This window comes from uncultured Treponema sp. (assembly GCF_946187725.1).
Classification (GTDB): domain Bacteria; phylum Spirochaetota; class Spirochaetia; order Treponematales; family Treponemataceae; genus Treponema_D.
The window spans coordinates 1-23,654 of sequence record NZ_CAMHSK010000028.1 but is presented as its reverse complement, the minus strand read 5'-3'; the positions used below and the strand labels follow the sequence as shown (position 1 = coordinate 23,654).

Annotated in this window: 22 protein-coding genes; 6 read left to right on the top strand and 16 right to left on the bottom strand. The window is 41.0% G+C overall.

Annotated elements, in window-relative coordinates; all coding sequences use genetic code 11:
• Positions 1-63: 63 nt before the first annotated feature.
• Positions 64-1,089, top strand: a complete 1,026-nt coding sequence (locus Q0Q74_RS10250) for a hypothetical protein (protein ID WP_294430529.1) — start codon at positions 64-66, stop codon at positions 1,087-1,089.
• A 23-nt stretch (positions 1,090-1,112) separates the two neighbouring features.
• On the top strand, positions 1,113-2,525 hold the full coding sequence (thrC, locus tag Q0Q74_RS10245; protein WP_294430528.1) for a threonine synthase: 1,413 nt from the start codon (positions 1,113-1,115) through the stop codon (positions 2,523-2,525).
• 138 nt (positions 2,526-2,663) lie between these two features.
• On the opposite strand, the gene Q0Q74_RS10240 is transcribed toward thrC, so the two are convergent.
• The 10 genes from Q0Q74_RS10240 to Q0Q74_RS10195 all read right to left on the bottom strand — a co-directional run bounded on the left by Q0Q74_RS10240 (position 2,664) and on the right by Q0Q74_RS10195 (position 13,334).
• The gene (locus Q0Q74_RS10240) at positions 2,664-3,155 is read right to left on the bottom strand and encodes a cytidine/deoxycytidylate deaminase family protein (protein WP_294430525.1); all 492 of its coding nucleotides are present in this window, start codon (positions 3,153-3,155) and stop codon (positions 2,664-2,666) included.
• A 47-nt stretch (positions 3,156-3,202) separates the two neighbouring features.
• A complete protein-coding gene (locus Q0Q74_RS10235) occupies positions 3,203-4,429 on the bottom strand; it encodes a DNA polymerase III (protein WP_294430524.1) in 1,227 nt (408 codons plus the stop codon).
• Positions 4,429-4,911, bottom strand: a complete 483-nt coding sequence (locus tag Q0Q74_RS10230) for a CvpA family protein (RefSeq protein WP_294430521.1) — start codon at positions 4,909-4,911, stop codon at positions 4,429-4,431. The genes Q0Q74_RS10235 and Q0Q74_RS10230 overlap by 1 nt, the downstream gene beginning before the upstream one ends.
• Complete coding sequence (murG, locus tag Q0Q74_RS10225; protein ID WP_294430546.1) at positions 4,908-6,026, bottom strand: undecaprenyldiphospho-muramoylpentapeptide beta-N-acetylglucosaminyltransferase; 1,119 nt, start codon at positions 6,024-6,026, stop codon at positions 4,908-4,910. The genes Q0Q74_RS10230 and murG overlap by 4 nt, the downstream gene beginning before the upstream one ends.
• An 80-nt stretch (positions 6,027-6,106) precedes the next feature.
• Positions 6,107-7,750 carry a DNA/RNA non-specific endonuclease gene (locus Q0Q74_RS10220; RefSeq protein ID WP_294430518.1) on the bottom strand — a complete coding sequence of 548 codons (1,644 nt, stop codon included), beginning with the start codon at positions 7,748-7,750 and terminating at the stop codon, positions 6,107-6,109.
• 116 nt (positions 7,751-7,866) lie between these two features.
• Positions 7,867-8,241 (bottom strand): hypothetical protein, encoded by a 375-nt coding sequence (locus Q0Q74_RS10215; protein ID WP_294430514.1) that lies wholly within the window; start codon positions 8,239-8,241, stop codon positions 7,867-7,869.
• Positions 8,238-8,645, bottom strand: coding sequence for an NUDIX domain-containing protein (locus Q0Q74_RS10210; protein WP_294430512.1), 408 nt, complete (start codon positions 8,643-8,645; stop codon positions 8,238-8,240). Before Q0Q74_RS10210 ends, Q0Q74_RS10215 begins: the two co-directional genes overlap by 4 nt.
• A 115-nt stretch (positions 8,646-8,760) precedes the next feature.
• A complete protein-coding gene (locus Q0Q74_RS10205; RefSeq protein ID WP_294430510.1) occupies positions 8,761-9,417 on the bottom strand; it encodes an HAD family phosphatase in 657 nt (218 codons plus the stop codon).
• Positions 9,418-9,541: 124 nt separating this feature from the next.
• On the bottom strand, positions 9,542-10,333 hold the full coding sequence (locus Q0Q74_RS10200; protein ID WP_294430508.1) for an outer membrane lipoprotein-sorting protein: 792 nt from the start codon (positions 10,331-10,333) through the stop codon (positions 9,542-9,544).
• Between the two features lie 181 nt (positions 10,334-10,514).
• Positions 10,515-13,334 (bottom strand): MMPL family transporter, encoded by a 2,820-nt coding sequence (locus Q0Q74_RS10195; protein ID WP_294430506.1) that lies wholly within the window; start codon positions 13,332-13,334, stop codon positions 10,515-10,517.
• Between the two features lie 141 nt (positions 13,335-13,475).
• Between Q0Q74_RS10195 and Q0Q74_RS10190 the strand changes: the two genes are divergently transcribed.
• The 4 genes from Q0Q74_RS10190 to Q0Q74_RS10175 all read left to right on the top strand — a co-directional run bounded on the left by Q0Q74_RS10190 (position 13,476) and on the right by Q0Q74_RS10175 (position 17,311).
• On the top strand, positions 13,476-13,814 hold the full coding sequence (locus tag Q0Q74_RS10190) for a helix-turn-helix transcriptional regulator (protein ID WP_294430505.1): 339 nt from the start codon (positions 13,476-13,478) through the stop codon (positions 13,812-13,814).
• A 138-nt stretch (positions 13,815-13,952) separates the two neighbouring features.
• On the top strand, positions 13,953-14,768 hold the full coding sequence (locus tag Q0Q74_RS10185) for an outer membrane lipoprotein-sorting protein (RefSeq protein ID WP_294430502.1): 816 nt from the start codon (positions 13,953-13,955) through the stop codon (positions 14,766-14,768).
• Between the two features lie 27 nt (positions 14,769-14,795).
• The gene (locus Q0Q74_RS10180) at positions 14,796-16,703 is read left to right on the top strand and encodes a hypothetical protein (protein ID WP_294430500.1); all 1,908 of its coding nucleotides are present in this window, start codon (positions 14,796-14,798) and stop codon (positions 16,701-16,703) included.
• Between the two features lie 53 nt (positions 16,704-16,756).
• Positions 16,757-17,311: a hypothetical protein gene (locus Q0Q74_RS10175; RefSeq protein WP_294430499.1), complete on the top strand. Its 555-nt coding sequence runs from the start codon at positions 16,757-16,759 to the stop codon at positions 17,309-17,311.
• Between the two features lie 100 nt (positions 17,312-17,411).
• Here Q0Q74_RS10175 and tyrS read toward each other — a convergent pair whose 3' ends face one another.
• From tyrS to Q0Q74_RS10145, 6 genes are all read right to left on the bottom strand, one after another.
• Entirely contained in the window at positions 17,412-18,656 is a 1,245-nt protein-coding gene (gene tyrS / locus Q0Q74_RS10170) for a tyrosine--tRNA ligase (RefSeq protein ID WP_294430497.1), read from the bottom strand.
• Between the two features lie 15 nt (positions 18,657-18,671).
• Positions 18,672-19,277 (bottom strand): hypothetical protein, encoded by a 606-nt coding sequence (locus Q0Q74_RS10165; protein WP_294430495.1) that lies wholly within the window; start codon positions 19,275-19,277, stop codon positions 18,672-18,674.
• A gap of 19 nt (positions 19,278-19,296) precedes the next feature.
• Entirely contained in the window at positions 19,297-19,590 is a 294-nt protein-coding gene (locus Q0Q74_RS10160) for an STAS domain-containing protein (protein ID WP_294430492.1), read from the bottom strand.
• 132 nt (positions 19,591-19,722) lie between these two features.
• Positions 19,723-22,233: an ATP-dependent Clp protease ATP-binding subunit gene (locus Q0Q74_RS10155; protein WP_294430490.1), complete on the bottom strand. Its 2,511-nt coding sequence runs from the start codon at positions 22,231-22,233 to the stop codon at positions 19,723-19,725.
• 85 nt (positions 22,234-22,318) lie between these two features.
• Positions 22,319-23,434, bottom strand: coding sequence for a HigA family addiction module antitoxin (locus tag Q0Q74_RS10150; protein WP_294430487.1), 1,116 nt, complete (start codon positions 23,432-23,434; stop codon positions 22,319-22,321).
• 15 nt (positions 23,435-23,449) lie between these two features.
• On the bottom strand, positions 23,450-23,654 hold a 205-nt coding region (locus Q0Q74_RS10145; RefSeq protein WP_294430484.1), incomplete at its 5' end, for a hypothetical protein.

Genomic DNA, 23,654 nt, shown 5'->3' with positions numbered 1-23,654 from the left:
TTTTCCTTATAATAAAGTGAATATGACTTTTATCTTATAAAGTGCTAAAAAATCGAGGAATTTATGAAGTCAGCCATGTATAAGGGGATTTTTATTACAATCGGCACAGGCATGATTCTTTCATGTGCTTCAACCCCTAAAACAAATGTTAACGAAAATGAAAAGCTCAAGGAATCCGTTGCTGCCATAACAGAAACCGCCGCTCCAAGTGCTTCAGAAGTTTATTATCAAAAAGTTCATGGAATCAATTTGAGTCTTACAGCAACTCCAAAAGAAACCGTCAAAGGAAAGATTTTCACAAGTCCTTATGTCGTTAAGGTTTCAAATGAAGCTGGTGAACCGCTCGAATCCTTTGAGCTTTCAGTCGTTTATCCTTCATCAAGAAAAACTGGCAATTCAGATGATTCTGGAACTGTTGAATTCACAGAAACTGTAATTACTACAAATTCTGAAGGACTCGCAGAATTCCTTCCGCCAGTTCCGGAGTATTCTTTCAATTCAGAAATTTCTTTCTTCCCAAAAATCGATTCTGCTGTTGAAAGCCTTCTGGTTCCCGTGCTCGAAGATGCGAGTAACATTGAGATTGCAAAAATCTCGGCTCTCAAAGATGAACATACAGTCAAGGCTCCGTTTGCAGTTCAGACAAATATGAAGAGTTCTGGTGGTCTTATCGCTCTTGTTGATTTTAATCAGAATGGCCGTGCGATTACATCAAATCCGATTTCTTCTTCTAATCTTCTCATGACATTGATGAAGCTTGGTTTTACTAGAATCGGTAATGCTCCTGCTGATGTTTCTGATGCAGTTATCTCAGGTGATGAGTCAAAAATCCTTTCAAGGTCAAAAGCTGTTTCTTCATCAATGATTGTATTCGGAACTGTCAAAATTGATTCATGCGAAAAAACTGATGAAGGCTTCACTTATACCCTTACAGCATTGGTTAAATCAATGGATTTAAAAGACGGTAAAATTACATTCAAAACCGAAAAAACGGTTTCGGTCACTGATAAAAATGACTGGAATGCACTTGCAAACGCAAGAAAAACGATTGCTGAGCAGATTGCTCACGAAATAAAATACGGAATCTAGACTATCATAAAACGAGGATAAATATGATTTACACAGACACAAGAGACAAATCTGTAAAGACTGATTTTAAGACTGCCGTTATGAACGGAATGAACGAAAAGACGGGCGGATTGTACATTCCGACTTCATTTCCAAAGTTGCCGGCAAGTTTCATCAACAAAACTCCTGAACCATCTTTCAGGGATATTGCTTTTGAAATGGCAAAACCGTTCGTTGAGGGTGAAATCCCCGATTCAGACCTCAAGGCAATTATTGCCGATGCCTACCCGTTCACAGCTCCGGTAGTGCCTGTTGATAAAGTTTCATACATTCTTGAACTTTTCCATGGTCCGACATGTGCATTTAAAGATTTCGGTGCAAGATTCATGGCACGCACGATGTCTTATTTCAACAGAAATGAGTCTACACCACTTCATATCCTCGTCGCTACAAGCGGTGATACAGGTTCTGCAGTTGGTTCTGCATTCCACAATGTTCCAGGTCTTGATGTCACAATTTTGTATCCGGAAGGAAAAATTTCCCCGCTTCAGGAAAAACAGCTTTCAACATTCGATGGTAATGTTCGTGCCCTCAAAGTAAAGGGTACCTTTGATGATTGTCAGAAGCTCGTAAAAACAGCTTTCACGGACAATGAGCTTCGTTCAAAACTCCGCCTTTCATCAGCTAATTCAATCAATATTTCACGACTTTTGCCACAGAGCTTCTATTATATGTATTCAAGCCTTGCAGTGCGTTCACGCTCTTGGGCAGACAACAAAATTGAAAATCCTGCAATTATCTGTATAGTTCCGAGTGGAAACTTTGGCAACCTTACATCAGGCTTGATTGCCCGCGAAATGGGTGCGCCAATCACAGGTTTTGTTGCCGCAACAAACTCAAACCGCACAATTCCAGATTGGATTGCAACAGGAGATTATAAAGCTCGTCCTTCAGTTGAAACCTATGCAAATGCAATGGATGTCGGAGCACCAAGCAATTACGAAAGAATTCAGTCAATGTATTCTCTGGAACAAGTTCGTACGCTTTTTGCTTCATATTGGCTCGACAATGATGGTATCATCGATTCAATCAAAAACTGTTTCTCAAAGACTGGATATACAATTGATCCGCATGGAGCTGTAGGCTGGAAAGCATGGAGCGATATCCGACACGGTGGAATGGAAGCTCTCAAAAATGGTACAAAGAACGACTTTACAAAGCCAGGTCTTACACCAAATCTTCCGTCATGGGCTGACAAAGTAATCAACAAAGAAGCTGTCGGTATCATCCTTGAAACAGCTCATCCTGCAAAATTCGGCGCCACAGTTCATAAAGCAATCGGTCAGTCTCCATTGATTCCGGATCGCCTCGAAAAAGTTATGAAACTTGAAGACAAGGCAATTCCAATGGAAAACAGCTACGACGATTTCAAGACATGGTTGCTTGAAAATCTGTAATAAATTTCTCACAGAGCGCACAGAGATTTTTTAACCACAGATGGCACAGATTATATATTTCTTAATCTGTTTAATCTGTGGTTTATTTTTTATTCAACTCTCTCTCTGCTCTCTAAAACTCTGTGAGGAACTTTTTTCCTACATATCACTGTATTTCTGAACTTCGTCTTCCAGGTGCTCGATTTTTATTCCTGCTTCTTTGAACATTTCAAGGCTGTCACTTTCATCATGATAATGTTTTTCACAAACTACCCGTTTAATTCCACAGTTGATTATGAGCATTGCACAGGTACGGCATGGAGTCATCTTGCAATAGACGGTTCCGCCATCGATTGAAATTCCTCGTTTTGCGGCCTGACAGATGGCATTTTGCTCAGCGTGTACAGTACGGACACAGTGTTGAGTTATTGAGCCGTCAGTGTGGAGCATTTTTTTCATTAAGTGCCCTGCTTCATCACAATGTGGTAAACCTGCAGGACTTCCGACATAACCAGTAACAAGAATCTGATTGTCGCGTGCAATTACGCAGCCGCTTCTACCACGATCACAGGTCGCTCTTTTGGCAACAGTGCGGGCGACTTCCATAAAGTATTCGTCCCAAGTCGGGCGTATGTATTTTTTTTCTTCCATAATCAAAAGTTATACCACAAAAAAGATATGTCGTCAAAAGAAGTATTTTACAAAGACAGTTCTCGTTTAACGCTCGATAAATCACGGGAAAGGCGTTCGATTGCTGCAACAGGTGACTGATTGAAAATTATTACGCCATTGTAACATTCACGCACAAAATCCACGATTTTTGAGCAGACTTCACTTCTGGCTGGAGAAAAATCCGAGCCGCGTGCCGTTTCCATGATTCCTGTAAGAAAAATTTTAAGAAGGAATCGAGGTTCAAATCCATTACATTCTTTAACGACTGCATCTGCCATAGGAATCTGACCGTTCATTAAAAAATTAAAATAGGAATCGGCATTTTTTTTGATTTCAGCAGGCTTTACAGGAAGGAAAAGCTGAAGATAATCATTTATGAGAAGCTTTTCATCTCCCCCACGAGCATGGAAAACCCTGTTTACGACTTCCTGCTGCTGAGGCAACGAGCGTTCTGTAAAATTGTAAGTCCTTACACGGGAAAGGATTGTTGGCATCACAGCGCCCCTGTTTGAGGTCGTGAGGATAAAAACCATGTCTTCCGGCGGTTCTTCGAGGATTTTCAGCAAGGCATTTCTCACACTTTCAAGCATACGGTCTGCATTTTCAATTATGAAGATTTTTTTGCCGGAAACAGATTTTAAATGAGCCCAGACAGAAGCCCGGCGAATTTGATTGACTGGAAGCGAATCATACATAAAACCGGATTCAAGTTTTTCACAGTTTTTTACAATGTCATCACAGATTTTTTCGAGTTTATCTGAATCTGGTAAATCCTTGTCTGGATTAAGCTTTTCCATTTGTTCATCGATTGCCGCTGCGACAGGTGCAATCTTTGAAAGCTTGTCATCGCCTTCCCAGAGGATTTGAGAAAAACGCATCGTCAATTTACGCACGGAACGGATAAAAAGATAGCGTACGGCAGGAAGAAAACTCGAATTGTCAAATGAGGCCTGAATGAAAGCTTTTTTTGCCGCAAGAATTTCTAGAGAGCAGTCACGAGGCCCTGCAAGAAGCACATTTGTATTTGAAAGTTCCTTGTTCTTTTTGCAGGATGGACAGTCACAAAGCCAGTGCCCTCTTTGATTGTATTGATTATGGCCAGAACAGGAAAGAATTCGTGCAATTTCAAGAGCACAGGTGAGTTTACCACTTGAAACAGGTCCTGCAAGAAGAATTGCTCCCGGCAAACGGCCATTAAGAATGTCTTCACGCAGAAGAGACGAAGCATTCTGATACAGAAGATTGTCAAACATCAGGCAAGCATCCCCCGAATGTAATTGATTGGGGAAGAAAGATATGGTGCTAAAATCCTGTAAATTGTGCTGGAATCTGTAAGCGAATCAAAATCAAACCAAACCTGGGCTTTAAGTACGATTAAAATACAGCTGACAATAAGAAGGCCTTCAATTGCACCGAAGGCAAGCCCCAAAACCCGGTCAAGACTTTTTAAGATTTCGCCAGAAAAGATTGTACTGATAATAATTTGCACGATTTTTACAAGAAGGAAAGCGGTAATAAAAACCAGTATAAAAGCAAGAACCACATCAACAGCTGGAATCTTTATGATTTTTGAAATATGCGGTGCAAGAAGACCGCAGAAGTAAAATCCTGCAACAACACCAGCAATCACTGCGATTTTACCAAAAAGTTCCTGAATGAAACCGTGAATCATCGCCATAATGGCAAAAGCCGCAATAATAATCAAAAAAACGATGTCTATAAAAGTAAATGTCATTTTTCCTCCCAAACGATTTCTGCAATTTTGCGTGCAGGACACTTTCCTTCTGAAAGAGATTTTGACGCAAGTGCTGCATTCATACGGTAAGTGGTTTCGTTCATTTTATCAAGAGCTGACTTCAGATAGTCGCTGTCTGCATATTCCCCCAGAAGAACGATTGCAGCCCCCTTTTCTTCAAAGAATCGCGCATTATCTACCTGATCGCCGCGAGTGCCAGAACCGCACAAAGGAATCAATACCATAGGCTTCCCGAGAACAGAGCATTCCCAGATTGAATTTGCCCCCGCACGGCTCAAAACAATGTCCGCACAGGCTATGACATCGCACATTTCATTGTAAATGAACGGATGAAGGAAATAACCGTCATGATTTTTGGGCATTAGATCTGCATCCTTTGCACCGCACTGATGAACCACATTGAAACGCTCTGTCAGCCAGTCCAAATTTGAAGCAACAAGCTCATTAATCTGATGAGCACCAAGACTTCCGCCTAAAACAAGAAGAACTGGTTTTTCGCTGTCGTAGTCACTGCGTCCGTCAAAAAGAAAGGCTCTTCCATTTTCTGGATCTGGTGAATAGAAAACAGGACGGACAGGATTGCCCGTGACGACAGCTTTTTTTGCCTTTGCAGGTCCCAGATATCTTTTTGTTTCTTCGTAAGATATGAGGATTTTTGAAGCAAAGCGTGAATTGATTTTAGTTGCAAGTCCAGGAGTAAAATCACACTCATGAGTGAAAACTGGAATTCGGAGCAATTTTGCAGCCATACACGGAGGAACACTTACAAAACCACCTTTGGAAAAAAGTACGGTAGGTTTTAACTTTAATAGAATAAAAAATGACTTAACGAAACCTGCAAAAATCTTGAAAAAATCTGTGAAATTCTTGAAAGAAAAGTATCTGCGGAGCTTTCCGCTTGGAATCCCTTCAAAACCGTCAACAGAACCTGATTTTTCAACCAAAACCCTGTCCATGCCGGTGGAATTTCCAAGCCAGACAATCTTTATTTCCTGATTATTGTTTTCTGCAATAGAACGAAGTTCCTGAGCAACGGCAAGACCGGGATAAATGTGACCACCCGTTCCGCCGCCTGCAAAAACAAATGTGAGCATTTTTGATTTATTCATATCAGAATATTATGCCACATTTTCAAAGTTTTGGGAATTTGCTTTTTTGCAATTTCCTGTGCGCCCTATTCCTGATAGCGTTTTGCCTCAATTACATTCTCAACATCATCAGGAAGATTTGCGAAGAAATCATAGCCTGTAAGCGCCTCGATTTCGTCGATTGTGCAGATGTAATCTTTCCAGTTTTTTTGAGCGCCTGTTGATGTATATTTGCACTCGTAAGTATTTGGCAAGTTAATTGCGATTGCAGTAGTATTTTCTTCTGTAATACGAGTTAAATCATCGGTACCTTCGTCCATAATAAGAACAACGCGCCATGTTGTAGCAGGAACAACAATTCCCGGATCAGAGGCATTATTAGGATTTGTAATGGAAATATAGTTGAGCCTTGTTGATTTTCCATAGACAGTTCCGATGAAATTTACCGAAGTGCGATGATAGGTTCCGCCAATTCCATATGGGCCGCAGATTATATAAAGTTCTTTGCCTTGATTTGCCCATTCGACTTCCTGAGTTTCAAGCCCAGCCCAGACTGTATTATTGTTATTTGCAGTCTGTGGAACCATATTTGTCATAAGGAATACTTCTTTCTGAATTGTCTCATCCTTATTTCTATCCATATTCGGACACATATGGCCACGGGTCATACCATATCCATTAAATGTAGCAGATTTGTAATCATTATCCGTTACCCGATACCAGCCATCTGGAAGTGCTGTATCCGCTGTAAAACTTGCTCTGGGTAAGCCGCCCATGTCATCTTTACACAAATGCCAGCTTACCCAGTTTGGATTGTGAGTCGTATTATTGTAAGAAAGTGCAAATGTCATTTTCTGCATCAAGTAATTGTTTTCGAGAGTCACATTTGTAGCGGCTCCTGTCGGATTTCCTAAATACAAAGCGGAATTTTCATTGAAACCTGTTGTATGAGCATCTCCTGGAGTAAAAGATGTATTTTCTGGAAGTTCAATTTGCTCATCACCAGTTAAGTCCTGTTCGCCGGACCCACTGCTTCCACCGCCCTGCTGATTGCCAGAATCATCATCAGAAGGAGGTGTTATTCCGCCTTTATATGTAATCGCAATTGATTTGAAGCGGAACTGACCTGTTGAACCAACTGTTATAACAAGAGGAGAAGAAGTTGCTCCTTCCCATGTAACTTCATTTTCTGCGGTTCCTGTTGGCTGGGTTATAGTACCTGTTGAAACCGACAAAGTGCCTTTTTTCTGATTACTAGACTCAACAAAAACGATTTTTGTCATTGTCGAATCAGCAAGAGGCGTAACAGTTATTTTGTTACTTGCATAAAGCCTTATTCCATCGCCAAACGCGGCAGGTTCATTCTGTCCTGAATCCTTATCAAATGTAATTGTGAAACCACTTTTATTAATCTCTGGAACGGCAAATGCAGAATCAGTATTATCTAAAGCCAAAGTTTTGGGTTCATTTGAAATTTCTTCACCCTGTTGACCTGATTCCCCGGAATTGTCGCCGTTTGGCTTATCGGTTTCGTCGGTTTTTCCCTCCTGGTCACCAGACGGATTCTCATTTTCATCTTTTTTTCCATCTTGTTTTTCGGATTCAGGAGTGTTGATATCCGATTTTGTGACTTCAGTTTTCGAATCACTACTGTCACTGGAGCATGAAACAAAATTCAAGGCGGGAAGGAACATCATCGTCAATGCGACGACGCGGATTAGTTTTTTCATAGAAAGCACCTCTTGCATTGTAGAATAAATTCTCTAATAAGGAGAGACATCTTTCTATTCTATCATGAGATATTCTTTTTGTGAAATTTTTCCTTTGTATTATAAGAAAAGTATTATTATTTCAGTTCTTTTTTGGCAGCTTCGGCTTTAAGCTTGTTTGAATAGACTTTTACAGAATAAGAAGGAATCCATCCGTCTTCAATGGCGTACCAGAGTTCTTTGGTTTCTTCATCGACAACAACAGTGCGGTTCCCCTTGATTTCATGGATTTCGCCTTTTCTGAATGAAGAGATTGTCGCCGACTCATAGCTTGCATCTTTTCTACAGGCAACATACGGATCTGCAATTAAAGCCCACTCGATTCTGGGAGAAAGTTCTGAAGGAGACAGGCTTTGAAGTTCAAGCTGAGCGTTATTTTTGCTGCAGGAAGCAAGAAAGAGGATTGATGATAAAATTACTGAATTGATGATTTTTTTGTTAAAGCAAATCATTTTTTTCCTGCTACCCACTTCACGACATCAGGATAAATCAGCATGTCGGAATCAACAAATGAAAGCGTTGGAATTTCGGCCGGGAAAGCCCATTTGTATTCAGTATGCTCTGTAAGCGTATATTTTTGAGCAATTCCATCATGAGGAACGGTGATTTCGTAAGCATGAAGGGCAATCTGCTGACCGTTGTGCATAAAGAAGGTTTCGCAAATTTTTTCACCGACGCGAACTTTTACACCAAATTCTTCTTCAAATTCTCGGACTATCGCATTTTCTTCAGTTTCGCCATCTTCTACTTTACCGCCAGGAAATTCCCAGCGATTTCCCATCTGACCAGTGGGATTTCTGTGGGCAATTAAAATTTTTTCGCCGTCAAAAGCGATACATGCTATAGATGTTTTCATAAAATCCTCTTTATAATATTTAACCACAGATGTAAGAGCCGTGCAAGCATCGTTTTTAGATTTTAATGGAAGTGATGATTAACACTTACCGCGCTTAATCCGCACTGCCCGCCTGTTACTCTGCACACAAAAATTCAGCGGTTTCTTTTAGATTTGAAAATATTTTCCAGCATTTTTGCTTCATTTCGTCATCCGGAGGAATTAAATCAGGCACCATTATGCATTTGATTCCAGCAGAAAAAGCAGAACGGACACCGTTAGGGCTGTCCTCAATGGCAACACATTCTTCTGGTTTAAGTCCAAGTGATTCTGCTGATTTTAGATAGATTTCCGGGTCAGGCTTGGAATGAGTTACCATGTCACCAGTGGTCAAAGTCTCAAAATAATCAAAGATTCCGGCATTTTTTAACTGCGGATGAACTCTTATTGCCCGTGTTGAACTTGCCACAGCGAGCCGGAAACCAGATTTTTGAAGTCGTTCAAGACAGTCAATCACGAAAGGCATTTTTTTCAGGCCCTCTTCTTTTTCTATCACATCAAAAAGTTCAGATGTTCGCTCGCGAAAGTCAAAGGCTTCTTTTTCGCTGGGAAAGTATTTTGAAAGGAGCCTTATGGTGTCTCCCCTGTTGCAACCGACACACTCCATGAAAATCTTCTGGATGTTTTCAAGTCCACATTCTTCGGCGGCACGATACCAGCAAATTTTACAAACAGATTCTGTATCAAGAAGCACGCCGTCCATATCAAAAAGAATCGCCTTAATTTTTTTCATGCAGGAATTATATCAAAAAAAGTAATTCATGTCCAAAAACAAAAAAAGCCCCGCAGAAAGCACCTTCGTTTTCGTGCTTTCTGCGGGGCAAACTCTGAATTACATGGATGTAATTTTGACTTCGTTATTTACCAGTGTTCAAGAAGTCTGTTGTGAAGTAGCGGTCCGGGAGCGGCTTATCAACTGTGATGTTTACCATCTTGATTGTTGAAGAGTGACCTGTCTGAACATTTGTCATGACATTCTCCATCGGAACATTGTAAACGCGGTTGTTGGTTCCTGGCATCTTGTTGATTGCTTTGATCTCATTTACTTTGAGGAGCTTTCCTTTTTTGTCATAAAGCTCGATGTAAGTCGGGATCCATGCATCTTTTGTGATGTATGAGATTCTGTAAGAATACTGGCTTGATTTTGGGTCTTTTGGAGTTGATTTTACAACATACAAATCCTTGAAGTTACCCTTGTCCTCGCTCTCTTTGAGAAGTTCGTGTGTGTCTTCTTCAACCTTGCGGCTGCTCATATCATCGTAAGAGAAATCTGTGCCAACGAATGCCTTTGAGCCATCGCTTGCTGCTACACGGCGTGTTGATTTGAGTGATGGAAGGTAAATCCATTTGTCATCGTCTTTACCCTCATTCTCTTTTGCAAGGAAGCGAGTATCTTTTACAGAAGCTGGTGAAAGGAAAATCATAACTACATCAGAAAGATTGTTTTTGCAGCGGCCGTATTCGCCGACATTTCGTTCTTCCTCAACTTTTCCGTTCTTTGCGAGTGTGAGCTTAACTGAAGCCTTAGAGAAGTCTGGTTTCTGTCGGTCATAGACTTTAGTCATGATTTCTGTTCCGTCGAGAGCGAATGCAGATGTTCCCATTACGAGAGCAAGAGCCAAAGCGGTAAGTTTTTTTGTCATTTTCATAGTAATACCTCCTAGGGAGCGGCACTGCGAAGCAGGGCAAAAACCTGTGAGACAGGTTTTTAGCGAGTCTCAGCGAAGGCTATGCCTGAGCCGCTTCCTTAATTTATTCAGATTGAAAGCACGCTTTCCAAATCCGTTCAAATAATTAAACTAACTAACCAAACTAAGGTTACAAATTAATTTACTTTTCTTCTTTAAGTTTTTTGCTATAGGCTTCTTTCTGTTCCTTAGACCACATGAATTTTGGATCGAAGGCATTAAGAAGGCCAGGAATTACAGTCATTGAAAGTGCCGAACTTGTGAACATTACGACTGCAACCAATGCACCGATATATCGGAGAATGATGAATCGTGACAGAAGCAGAACACAGAAGCCGAGTCCGACTGCGATTGCGTTTGTAAGGATTCCCTTGCCGCTAGTCTTGAAGGTGTCTTTTGTGACTTTTTCAAGGTCGTCAGTCAAGGCGCGCTGAGCACGGTAGGTTTCCATAAAGTGAATCGTGTAGTCAATTCCGACACCGATTGCAACGCTCGCGATGATGCTTGTACAGAGGTCAAGTGCGATTCCAAAATAGCCCATAACCATGAAGTTGAGCAAAATCGTTAATCCAAGCGGAATTGCACCAATGATGCCTGCCCACGGTGATTTGAATGAAAGTGAGATAATCAGGAATACCATGACAAGTGAAAGTGCGATACTTGTTGTCTGGCTGTCAACGACCATTTTGGTCATCATATATTCCATTTCACCGTTTCCTGTAGCTTCAAGCTTGTAGCCTTCCGGGAAGTGCTTTGCCGCATAATTCTGAGCATCCGCGATGATTTTAGCGGTGTCAGCAGTTGAATGAGTACGAAGCTGGACCTGTGCCCTGATTGCTGTCGGCATAGTCATATTGTTTGCAAATCGCTGAATCTGCTCGCTTGAAAGAAGGTAAAGGTACTGTGTAACCAAATCTCCAAGTTCTTCGCGGTTCGAAACAGGATATTTTGCAACATCATAAGGAATCTCGTAGTAATCAAGTCCGTTGAAGTTAATCTGGCGCTCAAGTTCAAGAACGATGTCCTGTACGCTTGCATCCTTTCCGCCTGCTGCAGTGTATGCCGAATGGAGTTTTTCGAGCATTTCCTGTACAGAAATATGAGCAGAAAGCCGTTCGTCATCGTTTACAGGTGCGTTCATAACCTGATTCATTCGCTTGATGAAGGTCGTGAAAGAAACAATCTTACCGATTCCTTCATGTCGTGAAAGAATATATTCCTGCAATCCGTCAACGGCGACAAGAATCTCAGGATTGGTAAGCATGTAGTATTCTTTTCGAGCCTCAGATTCACTTGAATCAGCAGTGTCAAAGCCAAAGTCATCACCTGAATCTCCGAAGTCAAAATCAGATTCTGTAGAACCGAAATCGAAATCATCAGCAACAGAATCAGACGAATCAGAGAAATCAAAATCACTTGCAATGTCATCTGCGGTAGAATTTTCGCTTACGGCTTCATTTTCGGCCGCTTCTTTTTCTTCACCGCTGATAATCAAATAGAGTGTGTTTGAACCGGCAAGATGCTCATCTACATAAGTGATGTCCTGACGGAATTTTGAATCCTTCGGGAAGTAGTTGACCAGAGCCGTATCAACGATGAGCATTTTGAATCCGATAACAGCTGCCAGAATGATAACTGCTGTCGAAACGATGAGACGAGGTTTTGTGCCTGAGAAGAAGTGATATATAGAATACAATGTTGATGAAGTTGCCTCTTCTGCAGAACGACCGTAGCGTCTTTTAAGCTGTTTTTCGAGTCTGATGCGGATTTTTGTTGAAATTCGATTTTTGCGGTCTTTGTGTCTTCCGACATATTTGAGCGGAGTAACATAAAGAAGACATGGTATCAAAGTCATTGAAAGAAGAAGAGAGAATACAACGCCGGCCGCAGCAAATACAGAGAATGATTTGAGAGGCATAATCGGACTTGTAATATTTGAGATGAAACCTGCCACTGTAGTAACGCCAGCAAGAACGACTGCGACCCAGACATCTTTGAGACCGTATTCAATTACTTCAGCGTGCTTTTCTTTTGTAAGTTCGCCTTCAACCTTATCAAGAGCAATGTAATAATGAGTAAGTACATGAATTCCGTATGCAGAACCACAGGCTACGAGACAAACCGGAATTACGCTTCCAATAATTGTAAATGTGATATGAAGCATACACATGATGCCGACAGACCAGATTGTAGACATCAAAACTGTAATTAATGGAAGAATTGTACCGCTCCATGTGTGGAAAGAGAAATAAAGCGAAAGAAGTACTACAAGTGCAACAAACGGAATCAAAATGAGAAGGTCGGAAATCATGAAATTGTAACCGTCATCACTCAAAACCGGGTCACCGAAATATCGGACTTCAAGGTCAGAATCTTTGATAGCCTCTTCACAGATTTTCTGAATTTCGTGCAATGAAGACATCTGGCGTTTTGAATTGAGCATTTCTCCGTTTTCGTCTTTTGGCTCAAGCGTAATCATGATTTGGGTAGTTTTGCCGTCATCCGTGATGATTACGCGGTTGTACATTTCCTGCCAGTCGATGAGACGCTGCTTAATCAGTGCCATGTCCTTTGCTGAACCAGTGTAATCATCTCCGCCAATAAGGCTTGAAGCTTTTAGACCGCCGTCCTCACCTACTACGAAGTCAATGTTTGAAAGAGAATCAATGCTTTCAACATAAGGAACACTGTCAACCTGCTCAGTGATGTTCTGAACAATCTGAATGTACTCAGGTGTAATAATTGTATCGCCCGAAGTTTCCAAGGAAATTCCGAGTACCATCATACTTCCGAAATCTTCTTCAGCCTTGAGCATACGCTGATAAGATTCTGAACTCTGCGGCATGTACATTCGCACTGTATTCTCAATAGAGATTGTGCGGAGCTGCCATCCAAAAAACACTGTTACAGCAAGGCTCGCAATAATGATGAGCCAGGAAGCTTTCAGCATTTTTTTAATCATAGGAATCCTCCCAAAATAAAAATTTACTTGCAAAATGGGAACGAATCGTTTATAATCCGTTCAAAGAATTAAACTGATAAACCTAATATAACAACGGATTGAGGCTCTGTCAAGTTATTTTTAAGCAGAAAGGTGGTGAAAATGATAGACCCCGAAAAAATGGAGCAGGCACGCGAAGAATTTCGTACCTGCATACAGACATTCAACGCACTCGGTGATGCCACAAGGCAAAAACTTTGTCTTGATCTGGCGTTTGCCGGCAAAGAAGGAATCAATGTTGCGGATCTGGCTGGTAAATCGATTCTCTCACGACCTGCCATTTCTCATCATTTAAAAGTCCTTAAAGATGTAGGAATTGTTGAGCCAGTCAAGCACGGAACTCAGATTTTCTACAGACTCAGACTAAAAGAAGCGCTTATCCCTCTCCGTGGACTGCTTCAGACTCTCGAAGAAATTTTGAAGGAGGAAGATGAAGAATAGCATTGCGGAAAAATAAGCCGTAATTTAACTTTCTCAAAAGATTTCAATTAAGTTTAAAAAAAGAATTTGAAATCTCAAAAATTCTGTGTTAGAATCATTAAATTAGGGTAAAACATTCCCATAATATAAGGAGTATTTATGAAACTTTTAAAGAAATTTGTCTTTGCATCTTTTGCGTTTGCTTTCGGAACTATGGCATTTGCAGATGATGCCTATGACATTATCAAAAAGCAGTCTACGCTTGATGTACCAGATACATCTCAGGCTCTCATGCAGCTCACAAACATTGAGAAAGACGGTTCTCAGGAACCAATGCCGATGTATCAGTATGGCCGTGAAGTAAACGGACTCGTTCAGACTGTATTCGACATCAAAGGACCACCAAAAGTAAAGGACACTCGCGTTCTCCAGATGGAAAAAAATGGCCGTGAAGATGACCGTTGGATTTATCAGCCAAAACTTCGTCAGGTACGCCGAATTCCTATGGGCGAGCGATACAAGCAGTTCGTAGGATGTGAGTTCACTTATAACGACATGGCAATCCGCAATGTTGACGATGACAAGCATGAAATGCTCTCAGAGAACGAAACGGTTACAGTTCCGAGCGGCAAAACATACAATTGCTGGAAAATCAAATCGACACCTTTCAAGAAGTCAGAGGTTGAATATTCGTACCGCATTCAGTACATCGACAAAGAATCATACCTTCCTGCAAAGATTGACTACTACGACAAAAAAGACCACAACAGAATCATGAAGGTTTACACCACAGATGACTGGATGTATCTTACTTCAAAAACAGGTAAAAAATATGCAATGCGTATGAAGGCTCGCGTAGTAAATAACATCACTGGCCGCTACACTACCCTGGAAGTAAAGAATCCTGTCATGGATGCGGGAATTTCACCTAACTATTTCACTCAGCAGTTCCTCTCAACAGGAAAAGCAAAATAACGAGGAATTACAAAATAGGAGTTAACAATGAAAAAGGTTTTATTTACAATGGCAGCCCTATCGCTTGCTTCATTCAGTTTTGCACAGGATTTTGATTTTGCCGGCGGAGATGATTTTGGTTCAGATTCGTACGAAGAATCATCTTCTTCAGCTGTCACAATCACAGGCGAAGTTGGTGCAGAAACCCGTGCCTGGATTGGAGCAGAAAATAATGATACAAATTATGACACAAAGGCTTACAAAAGTGCTTACGACTTGAGCAAAACAGAAATGGATGCGACAGCCTATGCAAATCTTGAGCTCAACTATGATGGTGACTACACAAACGGAAACCTCAAAGTCAAGCTTGATGCAGCAACACTTCAGGATCATCCGGAAGATGTAATCGATGAAGTTTCTGCAAGCGGAAGTTTCAAAGAAGGTCGTTTCCAGCTCAAAGCCGGTAAACTCAAGGAAGTATGGGGCAAAGGCGACAAAGTTCATGTTCTTGATAACTTCAACGCAAATGATTACACAGACTTCATTTTTCCGGATTACATCGACCGTCGTCTTGGCGAAGTAATGTTTAAGGCTACAGCAAACATTTCATGGGATTACAACATCAAACTTGATGCAGTTTACACCCCATGGATGACCCCAGACCGCTTTGCTGCAAACGGAAAACTGGTACCAGCTGCATCAACAAAAATCACAAATACAGTGACAAATCTTGTTGCAGATCCGAATACAGGTTTGCTTCCTGTAGCTTACGGTAAATTTGCAACTCTTGCAGCAGGAACCGGTGCTGTAAATGCTGCATACGCAGAATGGCTTGCTGCAAGCACAGCACTCGGAACAACACAGGCTAATGTTACCGCAGCAGGAACCGCATATCAGACAGCTGCAGTAGCATATCAGACAGCTGTTGAGGGTGGTGCAATTGACGCTAATGATACTACAAACGATTATTACAAGAATTATACTGCCGCTCAGGATGCCTTCAACAATGCCAAGACCGCATATATCAGCGCACAAGTTGCAGAACAAACAAAAAAGGGAGCATATGACGGAATAATTGCGAATGTAAACAAAGAACTTGGTACTACTTTCGCAACAAGTGATGATGTTACAGCAGCATATCGTGAAGCCGCTGTTAATTACCTCACAGCACTTAACGCCGCCTCTTCACTTGATCCTGATTCATTCTATCCTGACACCTACTCTCTTCGATATGGACAGGCTGGATTGCGCTTCACAGGAACTGTAGCAGGAATTGACTGGGGTACAAGCTACTACTATGGTCACTATAAACAGCCGTCTTTCAATTATGCAAAACTTACTCCGTATCTTCAGAAATATCTCGCTGGCGGAACAATCGAAGAAGATGACAAATTCTTGCAGTACGACCAGTTGCAGGTCTTCGGTTTGGAAGCTGCTTTCGTTGTATGGAAACTCAACACACGATGGGAAGTTGCATATAATCTCACAGAAGACTTTGACGGAACAGATCCTTATGTTCACAACAACTCACTTGCTTGGGTAGTAGGATTTGATATCGATCTTCCAATCCACAACCTCAACTTGAATGTTCAGGAAACAGGATCATTCGTCCTCAAAAACAATGAAATTGAAGATTTACCACAGGCTTTGAAAGCAACAGATGTTGATTATAATTCAGATGGAAAATACATCAGAAACAAAGTCATTGCACTCCTTTCTGATAAATTCCTCAACGAAAAGCTCACTGTTGAAGCTCAGGGCATCTACGGAATCGAATGCAAAGAATTTGTAGTAGTTCCAAAAATTGCTTACAATGTCAGCGAGGGACTTATCCTTTCAGCACGCGGCGCATACATCTACAGCAACAACGAAAACGGCGAATTCTACAACTTCACTGCTGATTCAGAGAACCATGACAAGGCCTTCTTTGAGTTGAGCGCAAAATATCAGTTCTAAAACATATATCCCCTCAAAATATGAGGGGGTATTTTTTCAGGAGAAATCAAAAAATGAAAAAGATTTTCACGATTGTTACAGCAGCAGTTTTGCTCTTGACTTCAAGTTTAGTTACATCTTGTTCGTCAGAAGATCTGGAATCTCTCGCACCGTCAAACACATGGTGTGAAATGCCGATAGACTGGGACGGTGATGGAGCAAGCAATTTGTATCTTTCAATTATTTACAACGACACCACTCTTACAGGTACATCAGGTTCTTCAAATTTAAAATCTGATTTTACATGTGAGCCTGGAATCACAATGGTTCTTTTTGCAAAGGCAGAAGTCAAAAGTCTTGGCTTAGCAACAGGAACTTATACAACCAAAACATTCACCAAAAGCAAGGCCGAATCTCTTGAAGACTTGTCTTTCAAAGGAAGTCGTGCAGAATGGGCTGCGATTTACTGGTCAAAGGCACCTTTGCGGGACACAAGCACACAGTCTATACATCCAAAGGCACCGGCAGCAATCACAAACGGAAGCTCTTATACTAAGATTGATGATCTGACAGGTGGTAAAGAAGCTTGGAAAAAACTTCTTAAACAGTTCTTGTTAAATACTCTGTAAACAATCACTTAAAAACAAAAAGGGCTTGCTCTTCACTTCAATGATGAAACGCAAGCCTTTTTTTTATGCATTCAAATATATCGTTAATCCGTTTTGCTTATTACTTGAAAACTACACGGCAGAACTTTTTCTTTCCTGCACGCAAGACCATCTCGCCATCTTTATCAAGATTTGAAGCAGTCAATTTGAGTGTTGGATCAGAAAGGCTTTCTCCGTTCAAAGAAGCCCCGTTACCCTGAATGAGACGACGCGCATCACCGTTTGAAGCACATAGACCTGCTTTTACAAACAAGGCAAGAACACCAAGTCCTGCATCAAGGTCTGCCTTTGCTACTTCAACAGTTGGCATCTGTGTTTTGTCACCTTCACCACTAAATGCAGCCTTTGCACCTGCAAGCGCAGATTTAGCCTTTTCTTCGCCGTGAATCTCTTTTGTGACTTCGTATGCAAGGCGCTCTTTTGCCGCATTGATGTCGCCCGCACAAATCTCTTTAATTTCAGGAATTTCAAGGAATGTGAAGAGTTTGAAGAATTTTTCAACATCTGGATCTGCAACATTTCGCCAGTACTGGAAGAAGTCATAAACACTTGTCATTGACTCATCAAGGAAAATTGCACCTTTTTCGGTCTTGCCCATCTTTTTACCGTCACTTCGCGTAATGAGAGGGAAAGTAAGACCGAATACATTATGAGCAGCGTTAAGTTCTTCTGTTCCACCAAGTTTTCTTCGGATAAGATCAACTCCGGCTGTAATGTTGCCCCACTGGTCGTCTCCACCAATCTGAAGCTGAACATTATGCTTCTGGTGAAGACAAAGATAGTCGTAGCTCTGCAAAAGCTGGTAGTTGAATTCAATGAAAGAAAGTCCGCGCTCAAGACGCTGCTTGTAAGCTTCAAAAGAAAGCATTTTATTTACAGAGAAGCATGAGCCTATGTCGCGCAAGAAATCGATATAATTTAGGTCTGCAAGCCAGTCTTTGTTGTTTGCAGAAAAAGCAGTCTTACCGTCGAAACCGATAAATTTATCAAGCTGAGCTTTGATTGTCTCAACATTCTGGTCAATCTGCTCATAAGTAATCATCTTACGCATTTCAGTCTTGCCAGAAGGATCACCGATTCTTGCCGTTCCACCACCAATCAATGCGATTCCAATGTGTCCTGCCTTACGCAAATGACGAAGTGCAAAAAATGGAACCATGTGCCCGATATGGAGGCTTGGACCTGTTGGGTCACAACCTACATAAAAAGTGACAGGACCTTTGTCCATCAAGTCAGACAAGCCCTGCTCATCAGTGCACTGTGCGAAAAATCCGCGTTCTTTTAGAATTTCAAGTGCTTTGTTCATTTTAATTTCCTTTATTTATTTTTTAAATGTTTTTTTTACGATTATATCGACTTTTTTGCCTTGAACACCGACAACAACATCGTCAGCAATGTTTGCGATGATTGATTTTTCAAGTTCATCCCACTTTTCATTGTCAGAATTCTGCTCTGAACTTTTGCGATATGCATCAAGTGACCATGAAACAGAACTGAAAACAGGGATAGCTGTCATACCCATTTCATAAAATTCATGGCTCATAGCAACCGCAGATGTATTTTCAACATAATCAAGCATCATGAATTCAGCCGCAAGACGGATTTTATTCATGATACCTGTGGCAGCAGCGTTTTTTCCTGAACTTGAAACAGCAAGAACCTTTTCACGCCTTTCTGAAGTCATAGAAGCATCAGGTGTAAGCGAAGTGTGCAACTCAAAAGCCCCGTCATTACTTTCAACCCAGAATTCTCCTATACTGAAAGACAAAAGTTCTGGAAGCATGCCGACAAGTTCTTCTGCAAGGAGTCTGAGACGACCAGTTTCTTTTTTTTCTAGATTGTTATAGGCAGCAGCCTTTTCTGTTTCTGCCAAAATTAAAGCAAGGCTTTCTTTGTCCTGAGAAAGTTTACAGATGTCAGATTTCATAAAATCTCCTGAGAGAAAACTATTTGATATTCAGAATGTCTTTGAAACCTGTGACATCGAAAATATCAAGTACAGTCTCACTTACATTGATGATTGTCATTCCGCCTTTTTTAGCGAAACTCTTGTGTGTAGAAAGCAAAACACGAAGACCAGCAGAAGAAATGTAATCAAGTTTTGCAAAATCAATTGTAAGTTCATTTGCATCCGAGATTGTCGCAATTTCTTTTTCTAAATCTGGCGATGTAATCGTGTCAAGACGACCTTCAACGCTTAATGTAACACTTGTATCATTCTGTGTTTTTGTGACTGTCATAAAAGTACTCCTTTTAAGCTCACCCTGTAGGTGTTCATGGAGAAAATCTCTCCGTAGTCTTCTGCAATGAGAATCTTATTAGCTATTATAGCACAAATAATTGCAATAAGGAAACAATTTTCTCATATTCTTCTAAAAAGTTATTTTTTCAGTTTTTGCTTTTACTTTTGCCGGCTTGACCAAAAGTTTTTCCTTTTCAAAAGTGACTTCAACTTCCCCGCTCTCGTTAATTTTACCGCCAAGAATTAAATTCGCGAGCTGGTCTTCGATTTCGTTCTGAATCAGTCTTCTCATTGGGCGCGCCCCCATGCTCGGTTCATATCCGTGGTCAAGAAGATAGTCGCGGGCCTTTGGTTTGAGCAGCAGATGAATGTTCTTTTCGGAAAGGCGAGTTTCCAATTCAGCAATCTGAATGTCAAGAATTTTTGAAATTTCTTCACGCTTGAGAGGATTAAACACAACTATATCATCGATTCGGTTAATCAATTCTGGAGCCATGATTCTCTTGAGTTCTTCCATCGCATTTGCTTTGATTTCAGAAGGTGGCAAAAAACCGTCATCAAGCTGAGCAAAACCAAGCTTTTTATCAGCAGTGATGCTACGGGCACCCGCGTTACTTGTCATGATTATGACTGTGTTTCTGAAATTGACAGTATGACCGAGGTTATCTGAAAGTTCACCTTCTTCCAAAATCTGAAGAAGAAGATTGAATACTTCATTATGAGCCTTTTCAATCTCATCAAAAAGAACTACTGAATAAGGTTTTTGGAGAACCTTGTTTGTGAGCATACCGCCCTCTTCGTAGCCAACATAACCAGGAGCTGAACCAACTAAGCGGCTTGAAGTATGTTTTTCCATGAAGTCAGACATGTCGATTCGGATTAAAGCATCTTCCGTACCAAAAAGGAATTTTGCCATCGCCTTTGCCAACTGGGTTTTTCCGACTCCAGTTGGTCCAAGGAAAATGAAAGAGCCAAGTGGTCTGTCTGGACTTGAAACTCCGGCACGACTTCGCCTGATTGCACTTGAAAGATATTTTACAGCCTCGTCCTGCCCTATTACATCCTTGTGAATCTCCTTTTCCATGTCCAAAAGACGGCCGCTTTCCGCAGAATCAAGCTGCTGTGCAGGAATTCCGGTCATTTCCGAGATGATTTTTGCAATGTCAGCAACTGTGACATGTTTTCGGACAGAAACAGCATTATTTTTCCAGTAATTGTTGAAATCATCGAGCTTTTGCTTTAAATCGCGAACCTTGTCACGAATCATTGCAGCCCTTTCATAATCCTGATTTGCGACGAGAGCTTCTTTTTCATGACTCAAATCTTCGATAGACTTCTCAAGTTCCGCAAGCTCAGCGGGCCTGCTTTCTGAAGTGATTTTTTTTGCACTTCCGGCTTCGTCCAGCAAATCAATTGCCTTATCCGGCTGATATTTTTCTGGAATATACCTTGATGAAAGTTTGACGATTGCCTCAATCGCGCCATCATCATAAGTTACATTGTGAAATTCTTCGTATTTTGGCTTTAAGCCGTTAAGAATCTGAATCGTTTCGTCATTTGAAGGCTCATCAATTCTGACAAGCTGGAATCTTCGGGCAAGAGCAGAATCTTTTTCAATGTACTTTCGATATTCTTTGAAAGTCGTTGCACCAACAAGCTGCAATTCACCACGAGAAAGAGCCGGTTTTAAGATGTTGCTTGCATCCATTGTACCGTCAGGACTTCCTGCCCCGATAATCATGTGAAGTTCATCGATAAAAAGAATGATGTTGCCAGATTCTTTGACTTCCTTCATCATTCGCTTCATTCGCTCTTCAAAATCACCGCGATATTTTGTTCCCGCAACCATCGCCGTGATATCAAGAAGAAGGACACGCTTTTGAAGCAGATTGTATGGAACTTCACCGCTTGCAATTCGTTGAGCAAGTCCTTCTGCAACCGAAGTTTTTCCGACCCCTGGCTCACCGACAAGAATCGGATTATTCTTTGTACGACGGCTCAAAATCTGAAGCACACGGTCAATTTCTGTAGTACGCCCGATTACAGGATCAAGCTCGCCCTTTTTGGCAAGGTCTGTCAAATCGCGGCTGAATTCGTCCAGAAATGATTTTTTCTTCGGATTTGGCTGCTCATTATTCCGTGCATTTGCAAATTCTGGTTCCCGATTTTCGCCCGAATTTTGGTCTTCACCGCCATTTTCATTAAGCAAATCTCGGATTACATTGCGAACTGTATCGAGTGAAATGGATGCTCTCTGGAAAAATCTGAATGCAGCCGAATTTTCTTCACGGATTGCAGAAAGAAGAAGATGCTCCGTACCAACATAGTCACTTCTAAGAGAACGAGACTCAATAACCGCCACATCAAGAAGCGTGCGGAGCCTTCGTGAAGGAGAAAGTGCCGAAAAACTTTGAGTACCAGTCACACGCGGCAAACTAGAGAGTGTCTGCTCGATTAAGAGCTGAAATGATAGAACATTTATATTGAGAACTTTAAGCGCACTGTAAGCCATATTGTCGCCATTTTTGAGGATGGCAAGAAGCACATGTTCTGGAAGAAGCTCTGGAAGAGATGAATTACGCCCTTCAGTCTGGGCATCCTGAGTAAGCAATCTTTGAGCTTTTATTGATAGACCTTTCATACAGTATAAGGATAAGATTTTTTCGAGGAAAGAGCAAGGGCGGAACAAGTGCCGGGGGAACTATTCGGAAATTCCGAACAGTTGCTTATCCCTTAATAAGTTCTTCAGGTATAATGTCCCTAACATGTTCTTTATATTTTGCAAACTGCCGCCAGTCCAATAAACCAAAATGCTGCAACATTCCAAGAGCCACAGGAATAGAAACCTGTGACTGCTCACTTATAAGACTGAGTCTCGAAGAATTCAAATATTTTCCGTATTGCTTTCCGGCTTCGATAACCTTATCCTGATTTAAATAATTTCCTGCAAAAGAATCAGCCTGTACTTCCCTTTCTGTTTCTGCTTTTTCATCCAGATTATCTAGAATCGGTTCATTCAAAAAATCATAGTGACTTAGAATATGAGCAATTTCATGGGCAGCAACAAACCAGAAGTTATCGATTCTGTCATAGCGACAGGTATAAACTACAAAGGGATTCTTATTACAGATAAAAGCAGCTCCATCAAGATAAGTTTTTTGCAAATGACTTAAAACGAAGAAACCGACCCCACATGATGCTAAATCATTGATTAATTCCGTTACGCCATTTGTTTTTAAAGTATATGAAAAAAGATTCTCCGCAATTTTCTTTAGCTTTTCTTTATTGTAAGCTGGAAGTTCAAAAGTTGCAGCATGCAGTTTTGCATATTCAAACCAAGTTTTGCTGTACCACAAGGTATAGTCATAATCAAACCTGGTCTGCCGTGCACAGAATTTATAATCTTTGTTATATTCTTCTTCAGGAATGGATTTCTGATTAAACACGCGCAGACATTCCTTTTCTATTCCTTCAAGAGTATCTATATCATACAAAAACCAGCCCTTCTTCTTCATTTCTGCAACAGGCATATATTTTCGAAGCATTGCCTTTTTTGCAGTCAGTTCGTTCTTTTCAGAATTCTGCTCTTCCCTCTTTCGAATCTGATATTTTGCATCAACTTCAATCCAAAAATCAGCCGGCGAGCCAAAAACTTTTTCCAAAGTAACGGCTGTATCAGGAGTAATTCCCTGTTTGTTATTAATGAGAAGATTGATTGATTTTGCACTGAATCCCGTTACTTCCGCTAAATCTGCCTGCGTCCATCCAAGTGAATCCAAAAAGTCCAAAATAAAATCACCAGGACCAACATTGTAAAATGGCTTTAATTCTTTTGCATTCATAATATGTACCTTCCATCACTGATAGTGATGAGTTAAATCTTCAAGACCAATGATTCCGACTGTTTTTTCATCATTAGTCCAATCAATTTCCATAATCAGCCGCCATGTCCTGTCAAGACGCATGGAATACTGATTTGTTCCTTCAAGTTTTTCAAAGTTATATCCAGGATATTTCCATATATCCTGAATCACCTTTAGCTGCTGTAAAATCCTTACAGAC

What these genes read in the sequence shown, in the direction of transcription:
- Q0Q74_RS10180 (WP_294430500.1), top strand. Translation starts at nt 14,796, where the DNA reads ATGAAAAAGGTTTTATTTACAATGGCAGCCCTATCGCTTGCTTCATTC.
- Q0Q74_RS10175 (WP_294430499.1), top strand. Translation starts at nt 16,757, where the DNA reads ATGAAAAAGATTTTCACGATTGTTACAGCAGCAGTTTTGCTCTTGACT.
- Q0Q74_RS10215 (WP_294430514.1), bottom strand. Translation starts at nt 8,241, where the DNA reads ATGATTTGCTTTAACAAAAAAATCATCAATTCAGTAATTTTATCATCA.
- tyrS (WP_294430497.1), bottom strand. Translation starts at nt 18,656, where the DNA reads ATGAACAAAGCACTTGAAATTCTAAAAGAACGCGGATTTTTCGCACAG.
- Q0Q74_RS10235 (WP_294430524.1), bottom strand. Translation starts at nt 4,429, where the DNA reads ATGTTTGACAATCTTCTGTATCAGAATGCTTCGTCTCTTCTGCGTGAA.
- Q0Q74_RS10155 (WP_294430490.1), bottom strand. Translation starts at nt 22,233, where the DNA reads ATGAAAGGTCTATCAATAAAAGCTCAAAGATTGCTTACTCAGGATGCC.
- Q0Q74_RS10220 (WP_294430518.1), bottom strand. Translation starts at nt 7,750, where the DNA reads ATGAAAAAACTAATCCGCGTCGTCGCATTGACGATGATGTTCCTTCCC.
- Q0Q74_RS10250 (WP_294430529.1), top strand. Translation starts at nt 64, where the DNA reads ATGAAGTCAGCCATGTATAAGGGGATTTTTATTACAATCGGCACAGGC.
- Q0Q74_RS10230 (WP_294430521.1), bottom strand. Translation starts at nt 4,911, where the DNA reads ATGACATTTACTTTTATAGACATCGTTTTTTTGATTATTATTGCGGCT.
- Q0Q74_RS10160 (WP_294430492.1), bottom strand. Translation starts at nt 19,590, where the DNA reads ATGACAGTCACAAAAACACAGAATGATACAAGTGTTACATTAAGCGTT.
- Q0Q74_RS10190 (WP_294430505.1), top strand. Translation starts at nt 13,476, where the DNA reads ATGATAGACCCCGAAAAAATGGAGCAGGCACGCGAAGAATTTCGTACC.
- Q0Q74_RS10165 (WP_294430495.1), bottom strand. Translation starts at nt 19,277, where the DNA reads ATGAAATCTGACATCTGTAAACTTTCTCAGGACAAAGAAAGCCTTGCT.
- Q0Q74_RS10205 (WP_294430510.1), bottom strand. Translation starts at nt 9,417, where the DNA reads ATGAAAAAAATTAAGGCGATTCTTTTTGATATGGACGGCGTGCTTCTT.
- Q0Q74_RS10210 (WP_294430512.1), bottom strand. Translation starts at nt 8,645, where the DNA reads ATGAAAACATCTATAGCATGTATCGCTTTTGACGGCGAAAAAATTTTA.
- Q0Q74_RS10240 (WP_294430525.1), bottom strand. Translation starts at nt 3,155, where the DNA reads ATGGAAGAAAAAAAATACATACGCCCGACTTGGGACGAATACTTTATG.
- murG (WP_294430546.1), bottom strand. Translation starts at nt 6,026, where the DNA reads ATGCTCACATTTGTTTTTGCAGGCGGCGGAACGGGTGGTCACATTTAT.
- thrC (WP_294430528.1), top strand. Translation starts at nt 1,113, where the DNA reads ATGATTTACACAGACACAAGAGACAAATCTGTAAAGACTGATTTTAAG.
- Q0Q74_RS10185 (WP_294430502.1), top strand. Translation starts at nt 13,953, where the DNA reads ATGAAACTTTTAAAGAAATTTGTCTTTGCATCTTTTGCGTTTGCTTTC.
- Q0Q74_RS10200 (WP_294430508.1), bottom strand. Translation starts at nt 10,333, where the DNA reads ATGAAAATGACAAAAAAACTTACCGCTTTGGCTCTTGCTCTCGTAATG.
- Q0Q74_RS10195 (WP_294430506.1), bottom strand. Translation starts at nt 13,334, where the DNA reads ATGATTAAAAAAATGCTGAAAGCTTCCTGGCTCATCATTATTGCGAGC.
- Q0Q74_RS10150 (WP_294430487.1), bottom strand. Translation starts at nt 23,434, where the DNA reads ATGAATGCAAAAGAATTAAAGCCATTTTACAATGTTGGTCCTGGTGAT.